This window comes from Caulobacter mirabilis (assembly GCF_002749615.1).
GTDB lineage: Bacteria > Pseudomonadota > Alphaproteobacteria > Caulobacterales > Caulobacteraceae > Caulobacter > Caulobacter mirabilis.
Map to the genome: position 1 here is coordinate 4,197,634 of NZ_CP024201.1, position 14,080 is coordinate 4,211,713.

Annotated in this window: 11 protein-coding genes; 10 read left to right on the forward strand and 1 reads right to left on the reverse strand. The window is 68.3% G+C overall.

Going from position 1 to position 14,080, the window contains the following annotated elements:
• Positions 1-71 precede the first annotated feature (71 nt).
• The 7 genes from CSW64_RS19970 to CSW64_RS20000 all read left to right on the forward strand — a co-directional run bounded on the left by CSW64_RS19970 (position 72) and on the right by CSW64_RS20000 (position 10,210).
• Complete coding sequence (locus tag CSW64_RS19970) at positions 72-767, forward strand: TetR/AcrR family transcriptional regulator (RefSeq protein WP_099623745.1); 696 nt, start codon at positions 72-74, stop codon at positions 765-767.
• Positions 768-948: 181 nt separating this feature from the next.
• On the forward strand, positions 949-3,219 hold the full coding sequence (locus tag CSW64_RS19975; protein ID WP_099623746.1) for a TonB-dependent receptor: 2,271 nt from the start codon (positions 949-951) through the stop codon (positions 3,217-3,219).
• A 180-nt stretch (positions 3,220-3,399) separates the two neighbouring features.
• A complete protein-coding gene (gene sucC, locus CSW64_RS19980; RefSeq protein WP_099623747.1) occupies positions 3,400-4,599 on the forward strand; it encodes an ADP-forming succinate--CoA ligase subunit beta in 1,200 nt (399 codons plus the stop codon).
• Positions 4,599-5,483: a succinate--CoA ligase subunit alpha gene (gene sucD, locus CSW64_RS19985; protein ID WP_099623748.1), complete on the forward strand. Its 885-nt coding sequence runs from the start codon at positions 4,599-4,601 to the stop codon at positions 5,481-5,483. The genes sucC and sucD overlap by 1 nt, the downstream gene beginning before the upstream one ends.
• A 146-nt stretch (positions 5,484-5,629) precedes the next feature.
• Positions 5,630-8,584: a 2-oxoglutarate dehydrogenase E1 component gene (locus CSW64_RS19990; protein ID WP_099623749.1), complete on the forward strand. Its 2,955-nt coding sequence runs from the start codon at positions 5,630-5,632 to the stop codon at positions 8,582-8,584.
• Between the two features lie 51 nt (positions 8,585-8,635).
• On the forward strand, positions 8,636-9,853 hold the full coding sequence (odhB, locus tag CSW64_RS19995) for a 2-oxoglutarate dehydrogenase complex dihydrolipoyllysine-residue succinyltransferase (protein ID WP_099623750.1): 1,218 nt from the start codon (positions 8,636-8,638) through the stop codon (positions 9,851-9,853).
• A 3-nt stretch (positions 9,854-9,856) separates the two neighbouring features.
• Positions 9,857-10,210 carry a DUF3088 family protein gene (locus CSW64_RS20000; protein ID WP_245863776.1) on the forward strand — a complete coding sequence of 118 codons (354 nt, stop codon included), beginning with the start codon at positions 9,857-9,859 and terminating at the stop codon, positions 10,208-10,210.
• A gap of 98 nt (positions 10,211-10,308) precedes the next feature.
• Here the strand turns inward: CSW64_RS20000 and CSW64_RS20005 are convergent, their stop codons facing one another.
• A complete protein-coding gene (locus CSW64_RS20005; RefSeq protein WP_099623751.1) occupies positions 10,309-11,157 on the reverse strand; it encodes an alpha/beta hydrolase in 849 nt (282 codons plus the stop codon).
• 117 nt (positions 11,158-11,274) lie between these two features.
• On the opposite strand from CSW64_RS20005, the gene CSW64_RS20010 reads away from it, so the two are divergent.
• The 3 genes from CSW64_RS20010 to lpdA all read left to right on the forward strand — a co-directional run bounded on the left by CSW64_RS20010 (position 11,275) and on the right by lpdA (position 13,965).
• Complete coding sequence (locus CSW64_RS20010) at positions 11,275-11,727, forward strand: hypothetical protein (RefSeq protein WP_099623752.1); 453 nt, start codon at positions 11,275-11,277, stop codon at positions 11,725-11,727.
• 10 nt (positions 11,728-11,737) lie between these two features.
• The gene (locus CSW64_RS20015) at positions 11,738-12,433 is read left to right on the forward strand and encodes a hypothetical protein (protein ID WP_099623753.1); all 696 of its coding nucleotides are present in this window, start codon (positions 11,738-11,740) and stop codon (positions 12,431-12,433) included.
• 131 nt (positions 12,434-12,564) lie between these two features.
• Positions 12,565-13,965: a dihydrolipoyl dehydrogenase gene (gene lpdA, locus CSW64_RS20020; RefSeq protein ID WP_099623754.1), complete on the forward strand. Its 1,401-nt coding sequence runs from the start codon at positions 12,565-12,567 to the stop codon at positions 13,963-13,965.
• Positions 13,966-14,080: the final 115 nt, after the last annotated feature.

The following is a 14,080-nucleotide window of genomic DNA, read 5'->3' on the forward strand; positions in this document are numbered from 1 at the left end:
CTATCGGCCGCGACGCAGGGCTATCGGGGCGTGACCGGCGTTCTCTGCCGGTCCGTCAGGATGCGCGCGTGATGACCACCGCCAAGCCCAAAGGCCGCACCGGCGGCCGCGGCCGCCCCTCGAAATCGGTCGGGGTCGACCTCAAGGAGGCGATCCTCGACTCGGCCGAGGGACTGTTCGCGCGGCACGGCTTCTACGGCGTCACCACCCGCCAGGTCGCCTCCGAGGCCGGCGTCGACACCGCCCTGATCCACTACTACTTCGGCGCCAAGCGCGAGCTGTTCGACGCGGTGCTGCTGCGCCGGGCCGAGATCCTCAACCGCGACCGCGCCGAGGCGATGACCGCCTACGAGGCCGCCCATCCCGGGACCATGACCGCGGAAGGGATCATTGCCGCCTTCGTCGACCCGCTGATCGAGCGCGCCCACAGCGGCGGCCAGGGCTGGAAGAACTACTGCGCCCTGGTCGCCCAGGTGAACAACACACCGGCCTGGGGCGGCGAGACCATGCACCGTTTCTTCGATCCCGTGGTCCACCAGCTGGTCGAGACCCTCAAGCGCGCTCTGCCCGACGCCGAGCTGCCCGACCTCTACTGGTGCTACCAGTTCCTGACCGGCTCGATGATGCTGACCGTGTCGGAGACCGGCCGGATCGATCAGCTGTCGGACGGCCAGTGCCATTCCAGCGACCTCGACGCCGCCCGGCAACGGCTCTACGCCTACTGCGCCGCGGGCTTCGAGGCGGTCGTCCGACGCCCCCGTATCTGACCGCCCGGCGGGCGCGCCGCCCCATGTGGCGCCAATTCATCACTCAGTGAAAAATAGCGCCGTTCGAGGATCGCGCCTCTTTCGCGCGCGACGCGGTTCGCCGATGGTCGCCACAATTCGCGTTCTGGTGAATTTGGAACTTTGACGGTCCGGGCAACGGACCGCTCGGGAGGAAAGCAAGATGAGGACGATGTGGAAGGCCGCCCTGCTGGCCGGGGCCGCCTGGAGCGCGGGCGTGGCCGTCGCCGCCGCTCAGGACGCCGCCCCCGCGGGCGAGACCGAAGTCGGCGCGATCGTGGTCACCGCCCGCCGCACCGAGGAAACCCTGCAGACCGTGCCGGGCGCCGTCTCGGCGTTCAACGAGCGCGCCCTCGACCGCGTGCAGGCGGCGGACATCACCGGCCTGCAGGGCGCGGTGCCGAACATGAACCTGTCGCAGGGCCGCGGCTCGAGCAACGCGACCAACATCTTCATCCGCGGCATCGGCCAGCCCGACGCACTGCAGACCTTCGACCCGGCCATCGGCGTCTACATCGACGACGTCTACTACAGCCGGATCCGGGGCACCCAGTTCGACCTGTTCGACCTGGAGCGGATCGAGGTCCTGCGCGGACCGCAGGGCACCCTGTACGGCAAGAACACCATCGGCGGCGCGCTGAAGGTCGTCACCCGCAAGCCCGGCCAGGACTTCCGCGCCAACGCGGCCGTGGCGTTCGGCAGCTACAACCAGCTGGAAGTGAAGGGCGGCGTCTCCGGCCCGGTCAGCGACACCCTGGCCCTGGGCGTCTCGGCCCTGCTGTCCAAGCGCGACGGCTACGTCGAGGATCCGGTCACTGGCGCCGAGTACAACGACAAGGACACCTGGGCCCTGCGCACGCAGTTGGCCTGGACCCCGACCGACGACGTCCGCGTCGACCTGTCGGCCGACTACAGCCAGGACGACGCGGCCATGGCCGTCGGCCAGGCGACCAGCAGCCTGACCACCCTGTTCGGCGTGCCGCTGAAGACGCTGCCGGCCGTCCCGCCGAAGTACGACTTCAAGACCCGCACCACGCCGGGCCTGCCCAACTCGACCAAGCTGACCCACTACGGCTTCGGCGGCACGGTGAGCTGGAACATCACCGACGCCCTGACGCTGAAGTCGATCACCGCCTACCGGAACCTGAAGACCCGCGACTATATCGACATCGACGCGACCGAGTTGGCGCTGGGCGATGTCTACGTCGGCGTCGACCAGGACCAGACCAGCCAGGAGTTCCAGCTGACCTACGACCAGGGCGCCTGGACCGTGGTCGGCGGCGTCTACTGGCTGAAGGAGAACATCGTCTCGCACCAGAGGGCCTTCGGCGACGACGTGCTGGGCATGCTGCCCAACCCGTTCCCGACCGGCCCGGTCGGCAAGGCGACCTTCCTGCGCACGATCGACGACGACCTGGAGACCACCAGCAAGGCGGCCTACGTCAACGTCAGCTACGACCTGACCGACGCCATCCAGATCACCGGCGGCCTGCGCTACACCGACGAGGAGAAGACCTACTCGCGGTCGACCTCGACCTTCTCGAACAACCCGACCTTCACCGCCAACCCGGCGTTCGCGTTCAAGGGCCTGAACAAGGCCTGGAACAACACCTCGCCGATGCTGAACGTCCGCTGGCAGGCGACCAGTAACATCATGGCCTACGCCCGCTACTCCGAGGGCTTCAAGTCGGGCGGCTTCAACGGCCGCGCCAACAACCCCGGCGAGCAGGCGCCCTACAGCCCCGAGATCGCCAAGAGCTACGAAGCCGGCGTGAAGACGACCTGGGACGGCGGCCGCTACCTGCTCAACTTCACGGTCTTCCACAACGACTACGAGGACTTCCAGGCGCGGGTCTCCGGCACCGTGGTCGACCCCGGCACCAACCTGCCCAGCCCCGAGCTGACGGTGATCAACGCCGGCGGCATGAAGACCGAGGGCGCCGAACTGGAAGTCGCGGCGCGTCCGATCCCGGGCCTGCTGCTCGACGCCCAGCTCGGCCTGCTGAACGCCAAGTACGAGGACTTCGACGACACCCGCTTCCCGGGCGGCGACCGCTCGTTCCAGCAACCGGCCTTCACCCCGAAATGGACCGCCCGCTACGGCGCCCAGTACGAGTGGGATCTGGGCGGCTCGGGCCGCCTGACCGTCGGGGCCCAAGCCAAGTACCGCTCCGAGATCGCGCTCGCCGTCGACAACACCACGACGACCGGCGTTCGGTATCCGGGCATGTGGGACGACAATGTCTGGCTGTTCGACGCCCGCGTGGTCTGGGAAGACGCCGACCGCCGTTACTCGGCGGGCCTGTACGGCCAGAACCTGAGCGACGAGGTCTACAAGGTCGACGCCCAGGAATTCTCGTCGGTCGGCAACATCCGCACCGCCTACTACGGCGCGCCGCGGACCTTCACTCTGCGCCTGACCGCGAAGTACTAGGACAGGCTGCCTTCCGTTCGCGGAAACCTGGCAACGATCGAACCCCGCCATTCACATGGCGGGGTTCTTTTTTCCTATTGCGGCCGTCGGGTTGCGTGACGCGAGGGCGCGCGCCTATAACCCGCCCCGACCCGCGATCGCGGGCCACTTTCCCCGGCATCCGCGAGACCCAAGAGCGCGATGAATATCCACGAGCATCAGGCCAAGGCCGTCCTGGCCGAATTCGGCGTCCCCGTTCCCCGCGGCTTTGCCGCCTTCACCCCCGACGAGGCCGCGAGCGCGGCCGAGAAGCTCGGCACCCCCGTCTTCGTGGTGAAGAGCCAGATCCACGCCGGCGGCCGCGGCAAGGGCCGCTTCGAAGGCCTGGGCCCCGACAGCAAGGGCGGCGTCCGCGTCGTCAAGTCGGTCGAGGACGTCCGCGCCAACGCCGAGGAGATGCTCGGCCGCGTGCTGGTGACCCACCAGACCGGTCCGAAGGGCAAGCAGGTGAACCGCCTCTACATCGAGGAAGGCGCCGACATCGCCAAGGAATTCTACCTGTCGCTGCTCGTCGACCGCGAAACCTCGCAGGTTTCGGTCGTGGCCTCGACCGAAGGCGGCATGAACATCGAGGACGTGGCTCACGACACGCCCGAGAAGATCCACACCTTCTCCATCGACCCCGCCACCGGCGTGTGGCCGACCCACCAGCGCGCGCTGGCCAAGGCCCTGGGCCTGACCGGCGGCCTGGCCAAGGAAGCGGCCTCGCTGCTGACCCAGCTCTACACGGCGTTCCTGGCCAAGGACATGTCGATGCTGGAGGTCAACCCGCTGATCGTCACGGGCGACGACCACCTGCGCGTCCTGGACGCCAAGGTCTCGTTCGACGGCAACAGCCTGTTCCGTCACGCCGACATCCGCGAACTGCGCGACGAGACGGAAGAGGACCCCAAGGAGATCGAGGCCAGCAAGTACGACCTGGCCTACATCGCCCTGGACGGCGAGATCGGCTGCATGGTCAACGGCGCCGGCCTGGCCATGGCCACCATGGACATCATCAAGCTGTACGGCGCCGAGCCGGCCAACTTCCTCGATGTCGGCGGCGGCGCCAGCAAGGAGAAGGTCACCGCGGCCTTCAAGATCATCACCGCCGATCCGGCCGTGAAGGGCATCCTGGTCAACATCTTCGGCGGCATCATGCGCTGCGACATCATCGCCGAGGGCGTGGTGGAGGCCGTCAAGGAAGTCGGTCTGAAGGTTCCGCTCGTGGTTCGCCTGGAAGGCACCAACGTCGAGCTGGGCAAGAAGATCATCAACGAAAGCGGCCTGAACGTCATCGCCGCCAACGATCTGTCGGACGGCGCTGAGAAGATCGTCGCCGCCGTGAAGGGCGCCCGCTAATGTCGGTTCTTATCGGTTCCAACACCAAGGTCATCTGCCAGGGCATCACCGGCGCCCAGGGCACGTTCCACACTGAGCAGGCCATCGCCTACGGCACCAAGATGGTCGGCGGCGTCACGCCCGGCAAAGGCGGCCAGACGCACATCGGCCTGCCCGTGTTCGACACGGTCGGCGAAGCCAAGGAAGCCACCGGCGCCGACGCCTCGGTGATCTACGTCCCGCCGCCGTTCGCGGCCGACTCGATCCTGGAAGCCATCGACGCCGAAATCCCGCTGATCGTCTGCATCACCGAGGGCATCCCGGTGCTGGACATGGTCAAGGTGAAGAAGGCCCTGGCCGGCTCCAAGTCGCGCCTGATCGGTCCGAACTGCCCGGGCGTCCTGACGCCGGGCGAGTGCAAGATCGGCATCATGCCGGGCTCGATCTTCTCGAAGGGTTCGGTGGGCGTCGTCTCGCGCTCGGGCACCCTGACCTACGAAGCCGTGTTCCAGACCACCAACGCGGGCCTGGGCCAGACCACCGCGGTCGGCATCGGCGGCGACCCGGTCAAGGGCACCGAGTTCATCGACGTCCTGGAGATGTTCCTGGCCGACGAGGCGACCAAGTCGATCGTCATGATCGGCGAGATCGGCGGCAGCGCCGAAGAGGACGCCGCCCAGTTCCTGAAGGACGAGGCCAAGCGCGGCCGCAAGAAGCCGATGGTCGGCTTCATCGCCGGCCGCACGGCGCCTCCGGGACGCCATATGGGCCACGCCGGCGCGATCGTGTCGGGCGGCAAGGGCGGCGCGGAAGACAAGATCGCCGCGATGGAAGCGGCCGGCATCCGGGTCTCGCCCTCGCCGGCGAGGCTCGGCGAGACGCTCCTTGAAGTGCTCAAGGGCTAAAACTGACCATCCAGAGCCCGAACGCATGACGTTCGGGCTCAATTTTATGCGCCAAGGGGGCCGGTTTCCTCTAAGAAGCCGGGCGCGAGAGACTATATTTACGACCCGACGGTAAGCCGCCGTGTGGGCGGCAAGGCGCGAGAGCGATGGCGGACGACGCAGGCATCATCAACCAGGTTTTGACCGAAACTTCCTTCCTGTACGGCGCGAACGCCGGCTTCGTGGAAGATCTCTACGCCAGATGGGCGGAAAATCCGGGCTCGGTCGACCCCTCGTGGGCCAGCTTCTTCGCTTCCCTGCAAGACCGCGCCGATGAGGTGAAGAAGGCCGCCGCCAAGCCGGCCTGGACGCCCAATCAGGTTCCGGCCCAACGGCCCGACTGGCTCTCGGCCATCGACGGCCTGTGGCCGGCGGTCGAAGCCAAGCTCGGCAAGACCATCGAGGCCAAGCAGCCGACCGCGGCCCCGGCCGACGTCCGCGCCGCCACGCTCGACAGCCTGCGCGCGATCATGATGATCCGGGCCTACCGGATGCGCGGCCACCTACGGGCCAACCTCGACCCGCTCGGCATGACCACGCCGCCGGGCGACGCCACCGAGCTGGACCCGGCGACCTACGGCTTCACCGAGGCCGACTACGACCGCCCGATCTTCCTCGACTACGTGCTGGGCCTGGAGACGGCCACCCTGCGCGAGATCCTGGTCATCCTGCGCCGCACCTACTGCGGCACGATCGGCATCCAGTACATGCACATCTCCGATCCGAAGGAGAAGGCGTGGCTGCAGGAGCGGATCGAGGGCCGCGACAAGGAGATCAACTTCTCCAAGGAAGGCAAGATCGCCATCCTGAAGAAGCTGATCGAGGCCGAAGGCTTCGAGCGCTTCCTGCACAAGCGCTTCCCCGGCACCAAGCGCTTCGGCCTGGACGGCGGCGAGGCCATGGTCCCGGCCATGGAACAGATCATCAAGCGCGGCGGCGCGCTGGGCGTGAAGGACATCGTCCTGGGCATGCCGCACCGTGGTCGCCTGAACGTGCTCGCCGCCGTGATGGGCAAGCCCTACCACGTCATCTTCCACGAATTCCAAGGCGGCTCGTCGGTCCCCTCGGACATCGAGGGCTCGGGCGACGTGAAGTACCACATGGGCGCCTCGTCGGACCGGTCGTTCGACGACAACAGCGTCCACCTGTCGCTGACCGCCAACCCCTCGCACCTGGAGATCGTCAACCCGGTCGTCCTGGGCAAGGCGCGCGCCAAACAGGCCTTCACCCTGCGTGAGACGCCGGACGCCGGCCGCGGGCACGTGTTGCCGCTGCTGCTGCACGGCGACGCCGCGTTCGCGGGCCAGGGCGTCGTGGCCGAGTGCTTCGCCATCTCCGGCGTGAAGGGCTACCGCGTCGGCGGAACGATCCACTTCATCGTCAACAACCAGATCGGCTTCACCACCGCCCCGGCCTACAGCCGGACCAGCCCGTACCCGTCGGACGTCGCGCTGATGGTCGAGGCGCCGATCTTCCATGTGAACGGCGACGACCCCGAGGCCGTCACCTTCTCGGCCAAGGTCGCCACCGAATACCGCCAGCAGTTCGGCAAGGACGTCGTCATCGACATGTTCTGCTACCGGCGGTTCGGCCACAACGAAGGCGACGATCCGACGATGACGTCGCCGCTGATGTACGCCCGCATCAAGGATCAGCTCTCGACCCGCGAGATCTACGCCAACCGCCTGATCGGCGAAGGCGTGATCACCCAGGCCGAGGGCGACGGCTGGGTCGACGAGTTCGCCGCCTTCCTCGACGCCGAGTTCGACGCCGGCAAGAGCTACAAGGCCAACAAGGCCGACTGGCTGGACGGCAAGTGGAAGGGCCTGGCCCTGCCCGGCGACGAAGAGCGCCGCGGCAAGACCAGCGTCGCGATGCAGAAGCTGGTCGACCTGGGCCTGAAGATCACCACGATCCCGGCCGGCGTCGACGTGCACAAGACCGTCCGCCGCGTGATCGACGCCCGCCGGGCCGCCATCGAGGCCGGCGAAGGGCTCGACTGGGGCACCGCCGAGCACCTGGCTTTCGCCACCCTGCTCGACGAGGGCTTCCCCGTTCGCCTGTCCGGCCAGGACAGCGTGCGCGGCACCTTCACCCAGCGCCACTCGGACCTGATCGACCAGACCAACGAGGAGCACTACACGCCCCTCAACAACATCCGTCCGGGCCAGGCCAACTACGAGGTCATCGACTCGGCGCTGTCGGAAGAGGCGGTGCTGGGCTTCGAGTATGGCTTCTCGCTGGCCGACCCGAATACCCTGACGCTCTGGGAAGCCCAGTTCGGCGACTTCGTGAACGGCGCCCAGGTGGTCATCGACCAGTTCATCAGCTCGGGCGAGCGCAAGTGGCTCCGCATGAGCGGCCTGGTGATGCTGCTGCCGCACGGCTACGAGGGCCAGGGACCGGAGCACAGCTCCGCGCGCCTCGAGCGCTTCCTGCAGTCGTGCGCCGAAGACAACATGCAGATCGTCAACTGCTCGACGCCGGCGAACTACTTCCATGCCCTGCGCCGCCAGGTGCATCGCGAGTTCCGCAAGCCGCTCGTCATCATGACGCCCAAGAGCCTGCTGCGTCACAAGAAGGCGGTCAGCAACCTCAGCGACATGGCCGACGGCTCCAGCTTCCACCGCGTGATGGTGGACGGCGCCGAGGCGGGCTGCGACGTCGGCGGGATCACCCTGAAGCCGGACGCCGAGATCAAGCGCGTCATCATGTGCTCGGGCAAGGTCTACTTCGACCTGGTCGACCAGCGCGCCAAGACCGGCCGGGACGACGTCTACATCCTGCGTCTGGAGCAGTTCTATCCGTGGCCGCTGAAGTCGGTCAGCCAGGTGCTGAACCGCTTCAAGAACGCCGAGCTGGTCTGGTGCCAGGAAGAGCCGAAGAACATGGGCGGCTGGACCTTCGTCGACCCGTGGCTGGAGCTGACCCTGGACCGCATGGACGTGAAGGCCAAGCGCGCCCGCTACGTCGGCCGCCCGGCCTCGGCGTCCACGGCCGCCGGCCTGATGAGCCGCCACCTCAAAGAACTCGAAAACTTCCTGACCGAGGCGTTCGCGTAAGCGACGCATCCCAGGCTTAGAACCGTACGAACGAAAGAAGAGACCGGACCGATGGCCGACATCATGACCCCCGCCCTGGGCGAATCCGTCACGGAAGCGACGGTCGCCCGCTGGACCAAGAAGCCGGGCGAGGCGGTCAAGAAGGACGAAATCCTCGTCGAGCTGGAAACCGACAAGGTGAGCCTGGAAGTGGCCTCGCCGGCCGACGGCGTGCTGGAAAGCATCGCCGCCGCCGACGGCGCCACGGTCGAGCCGGGCGCGCTGCTCGGCGTCGTCGCCGCCGGCGCCGCGGCCTCGGCCGCGCCCGCCGCCGCTGCTCCGGCTCCCGCGCCGAAGGCTGAACCGGCCCCCGCGCCGGCCGCCGCCGCCCCGGCGCCCGCCAAGGCCGCCCCGGAGCAGCTGGCTCCGTCGGTGCAGCGCATCGTGACCGAGACCGGCCTGAACCCGGCCTCCGTCGCCGGCACCGGCAAGGATGGCCGCATCACCAAGGGCGACGCCCTGGCCGCCCTGGAAGCCCGCGCCTCGGCGCCGGCGCCCGCTCCGACCCCGGCCGCGCCGCGTCCGATCCACGAGCGCGAAGAGCGGGTGAAGATGACGCGTCTGCGTCAGACCATCGCCCGCCGCCTGAAGGAGGCCCAGAACACGGCCGCCATGCTGACGACCTTCAACGAGGTCGACATGACGGCGGTCATGGCCCTGCGCAACCAATACAAGGACGTGTTCGAGAAGCGCCACGGCGTGAAGCTGGGCTTCATGTCCTTCTTCGTGAAGGCCTGCATCGCGGCGCTGAAGGACATCCCGGCGGTCAACGCCGAGATCGACGGCGACACCCTGGTCTACAAGAACCACTATGACATCGGCATCGCGGTCGGCACCGAGAAGGGCCTGGTCGTGCCGGTCGTCCGTGACGCCGACGCCCTGAACCTGGCCGAGATCGAGAAGACCATCGGCGGCCTGGGCAAGAAGGCCCGCGACGGCCAGCTGGCCCTGGAAGACCTGCAGGGCGGCACCTTCTCGATCACCAACGGCGGCATCTACGGCTCGCTGATGTCGACGCCGATCCTGAACGCGCCGCAGTCGGGCATCCTGGGCATGCACGCCATCAAGGAACGTCCGATGGTCGTGAACGGCCAGATCGTCGCCCGCCCGATGATGTACCTCGCCCTCAGCTACGACCACCGCGTGGTCGACGGCCAGGGCGCCGTGACCTTCCTGGTCAAGGTGAAGGAGTACATCGAGGACCCGCAGCGCCTGCTGCTGGACCTCTAGGGCTTGAAGGACCGACTGTTCCTGCTTCCGGCGACCGGGTTCGAGAACCCGGCGCTGGAGGACGACCTCGGCCGGGGCTGGTTCTGTCCGCCCTGCGCCATGGTCGAGGGCTTTCTCGCGGCCTTCCCGCACGTCCGGGAGCAGCTGGAGGTCGCCTATGTGCCGTTTCCGCGGCCCCGGCGGCCGGTCGTCGATCTGGTCGGCGAGGCGCATCAGGGCCTGCCGCTGCTGATCCTGGCCGAGCCCGCCGAGGGCGAGGGGATCGAGACGGCGGGCGGCCTGACCTTCATCTCCGACGAGAAGGCCATCCTGCGCTACCTCGGCCGTCGCTACGGCGCGGCTCAGCCGCTGCCCTAGCGGGCGAGCCTCCTATCCGAGCGTCCCGGCGAAGGCCGGGATATTCGGCTTAGGATCAAGAAACCCGCGCCCTGCCCAGGACGCGGGTTTTTCTTCGGCTACTTCGCCTCGGGCGGCGGGGCGTAGAGCTTGCGGAAGGCCGCCAGCGCCGCCGGATGGTAGATGGTCGCGTGAGTCTCGCCGGACATCGGCGCATAGGTCCAGGTCAGCCCCGCCGGGGTCTTGGCCTTCAGCGCCGCGACCAGGTCGTCAACGCCGGTCTGCATCTCGCGCCCCTCGTCGGCGATGGTCAGGTACAGGCGGCGTTCCCCGGCCGGCTGGGCGGCCAGCAGCGCCGATGCGCCGTCGGTCAGGGAGTTCCTGTCCCACCAGACGCTGGGGCTGATCGCGATGTAGTCGTCGAACAGTCCCGGCGTGCGGAGGAAGGTCTCGACCACGAACAGCCCGGCCAGCGATTCGCCCATGAGGGTCGACTTGCCGGCGCCGTATCTCGCCGTCACCAAGGGTTGGAGCTCCTCGGCGATGAAGCGACGAAACCGCTCCGAGCCGCCGCTGGTCGGGGCCATCTTCAGGTCCTCGGGATCCTTCGACGGATAGGTCATGTCACGGCGGCGGTCGGTCCCCTCGATCCCGACCACGATCATCTCCTCGCAGGTCCCGACCAGGCCGCACAGCTGCATCAGGCCGGCGATATGGGGGAAGTCCTCCCGCTCTCCGCCGTCCAGCAGGTAGAGCACGCGATAGGTCCCTTTGGCCGCGTCGTAACCTGCGGGCAGCCGGACGTTGAACCGCCGGGTCTCGCCCAGGATCTTCGACTCCAGCGCATAGGACTGGCCGATGACGACCGGCCGGCCTTGCGCCACCGGCGTGGTCTGAGCCTGGACGCCGCCAGCCCCTGCGACCACGGCCAGACCCAACGCGACCGCGAGCGCCTTGTGAAACCCCATGCGTCTTCCCCATGTCTTGTCGGAGAACCCTACTAGCCGGGGCCGGCCGCGACCGAAAGCGCACGCGGGCTTTCCCGGTCGACGGGTTCGCGCGATGGTGGCGATCCGGGAGGCGACATGGCGCTGGTCGAAGCCGCGAGATTCCATACCCTGTCCGAGGCGCAGGTCGCCGCCTCGCTGCTGCGCTCGGCCGGCATCGATCCGGCCGTGTCCGACGTTCACTACGGCAGCGTGTTCTGGCTGGAGCAGAAGGCGCTCGGCGGTTTCCGCCTCAGCGTCGCCGAGGAAGATCTGCTCGACACCCTGGCGCTGCTGAGCGGACCGCCGCCCTACAACGACGAGTTCGAACCCTACGAGCCGATCGAGCCGCTATCGAACGGGCGGCGCGCCCTGGCCATGGGCCTGGGCCTGACGCTGGGCCCGGCGGCCGGCTGGCTGGCCACGGGTCGCGGCCGCAACAGCCGCCCCTTCGCCGAACTGCTGTCCGGCATGATCATCGCCGGCGCGCTGCTGGCCGTCGTGGGCGGCGTGGTCCTGATGATCGCCAACATCTTCTTCAATCCTGTCTGAACCGCGCCCGATGATCGACGACGATCGCAACATCGTCTCCGGCCCGCCTCGCCGCTGGCGGTGGTCATGGCCTCGCGCCCGAGCCCGCGACCTCGACCTCGACCTCGGCACAGGCCCGCGCCGAACCGCCGGGATCGTCGATGTCGCGCCGCGGAGTCGACCGGCGCAGGGCAAGACCCGCCCAGCCAGGGCTTCGCGCCGGCCGCCTCGGTTCGACCTCCAGCAGGCCCCGCTCGCCGTCCCCTGGAAGCGCTGGCCGGCGACCGCCGTCATCCTCGCCGCCCTGTTCTTCCACGCGGCGCCCCACCTTGCCCTGATCGGCAGCGCCTTGTCGGCGGAGGACGCCAGGCTCCTGATCTACGAGGGCGTTCACCTCATCCCGTGGATCGGGGAGCTCGAACCCGAGCGATGGCTGGCGCCGGCCGCCTCCGCCTGGCTGTGGCAGCCGATCGCCGTGGTCGCGGCCGCGGCGCTGATCCGGTTCGTCGCGCTGAGCATGGCCGGCCGCTATCCGCTGGGCGCGGTCTGGGTCGCCGTCCTGGCCCTGGCCGTCGACGGGGTGAGCTGGCTCCACAGGGGCCTGTCGCTCTGGGGCGTCGCCTACACGCCGGCCGAAGGCGAGGCGCTGCTGACCCTGCTCAAGGTCGAGGGCGGCGCGCTGGTCATCCTGCTGTTCCTGTTCAGCCGAAGGCGCGCCAAGGCGTGAGAACCGGGCGTTCAAACCCGTTTTCGGGGTCTCTTGTGTTGACCTAGGGACCTGACGCCTTAAACCGCCTCGCGAGGACGCGCCCGCGCCCCCATATACCGGACTGCATCGAGAGAAAGCGGCTTATTCCCATGGCTCAGTACGACGTCGTCATCATCGGGGGCGGCCCCGGCGGCTACAACGCGGCGATCCGCGCCGGCCAGCTGGGCCTGAAGGTCGCCTGCGTCGAAGGGCGCGAGACCCTGGGCGGCACCTGCCTGAACGTGGGCTGCATGCCGTCGAAGGCGCTGCTGCATGCGTCGGAGTTCTATGAGGCCGCGGCCGGCGGCGAGTTCGCCAAGCTCGGCATCGAGGTGAAGCCCAAGCTGAACCTCGAACAGATGATGGCCCAGAAGGCCGAGAGCGTGACCGCCCTGACCAAGGGCATCGAGTTCCTGTTCAAGAAGAACAAGGTCGAATGGCTGAAGGGCTGGGGCCGCATCGACGGACCCGGCAAGGTGGTGGTGAAGGCCGCGGACGGCTCCGAGACCACCCATGAAGCCAAGAACATCGTCATCGCCACCGGCTCGGAGCCGACCCCGCTGCCGGGCGTCGAGGTCGACAACAAGCGCATCGTCGACTCCACCGGCGCCCTGTCGCTGCCGGAAGTTCCCAAGTCGCTGATCGTCATCGGCGCTGGCGTCATCGGCCTGGAGCTGGGCTCGGTCTGGCGTCGGCTGGGCGCCGAAGTCACCGTCGTCGAGTTCCTGGACCGCATCATCCCGGGCACGGACGAGGAGGTCGCCAAGACCTTCCAGCGCGCGCTGACCAAGCAGGGCTTCCAGTTCAAGCTGGGCAGCAAGGTCACCGGCGCGAAGACCACCGGCAAGGGCGTTGAGCTGACCGTCGAGCCGGTCGCCGGCGGCGCGGCCGAGACCCTCAAGGCCGACTACGTCCTGGTCGCCATCGGCCGCCGCCCCTACACCCAGGGCCTTGGCCTGGAGACAGTCGGCGTCGAGACCGACAAGCGCGGCGTGATCGGCAACGACCACCACAAGACCACCGCTCCGGGCGTCTGGGTCGTCGGCGACGTGACCACCGGCCCGATGCTGGCCCACAAGGCCGAGGACGAGGCCGTGGCCGCCATCGAGCTGATCGCGGGCAAGGCCGGCCACATCAACTACGACATCATTCCGGGCGTCATCTACACCAAGCCGGAAGTGGCCACGGTCGGCAAGACCGAAGAGGAGCTGAAGGCCGCGGGCGTCGCCTACAAGGTCGGCAAGTTCCCGTTCATGGCCAACAGCCGCGCCAAGATCAATCACGAGACCGAGGGCTTCGTGAAGGTGCTGGCCGACGCCAAGACCGACCGCATCCTGGGCGCGCACATGGTCGGCCCCAACGTCGGCGACATGATCGCCGAATACTGCGTGGCCATGGAGTTCGCCGGCGCGTCGGAAGACGTCGCCCGCACCTGCCACCCGCACCCGACCCGCTCCGAGGCCCTGCGCCAGGCGGCCATGGGCGTCGAAGGCTGGACGATGCAGGCCTGATCCCGCGACGGCGAGGTCTCGACGGGACCTCGCCGCGCGCCGCCTGAGCGGCCGATCCGCAAGAGCCGCTAGCCAAGCCCACGTTCATCGACCTACGCTCTCCTAAAAAGACGAG

Excerpts from the sequence above, each read along its gene's own strand:
- CSW64_RS19970 (WP_099623745.1), top strand. The coding sequence starts at position 72 with ATGACCACCGCCAAGCCCAAAGGCCGCACCGGCGGCCGCGGCCGCCCC.
- CSW64_RS19975 (WP_099623746.1), top strand. The coding sequence starts at position 949 with ATGAGGACGATGTGGAAGGCCGCCCTGCTGGCCGGGGCCGCCTGGAGC.
- sucC (WP_099623747.1), top strand. The coding sequence starts at position 3,400 with ATGAATATCCACGAGCATCAGGCCAAGGCCGTCCTGGCCGAATTCGGC.
- sucD (WP_099623748.1), top strand. The coding sequence starts at position 4,599 with ATGTCGGTTCTTATCGGTTCCAACACCAAGGTCATCTGCCAGGGCATC.
- CSW64_RS19990 (WP_099623749.1), top strand. The coding sequence starts at position 5,630 with ATGGCGGACGACGCAGGCATCATCAACCAGGTTTTGACCGAAACTTCC.
- odhB (WP_099623750.1), top strand. The coding sequence starts at position 8,636 with ATGGCCGACATCATGACCCCCGCCCTGGGCGAATCCGTCACGGAAGCG.
- CSW64_RS20005 (WP_099623751.1), bottom strand. The coding sequence starts at position 11,157 with ATGGGGTTTCACAAGGCGCTCGCGGTCGCGTTGGGTCTGGCCGTGGTC.
- CSW64_RS20010 (WP_099623752.1), top strand. The coding sequence starts at position 11,275 with ATGGCGCTGGTCGAAGCCGCGAGATTCCATACCCTGTCCGAGGCGCAG.
- CSW64_RS20015 (WP_099623753.1), top strand. The coding sequence starts at position 11,738 with ATGATCGACGACGATCGCAACATCGTCTCCGGCCCGCCTCGCCGCTGG.
- lpdA (WP_099623754.1), top strand. The coding sequence starts at position 12,565 with ATGGCTCAGTACGACGTCGTCATCATCGGGGGCGGCCCCGGCGGCTAC.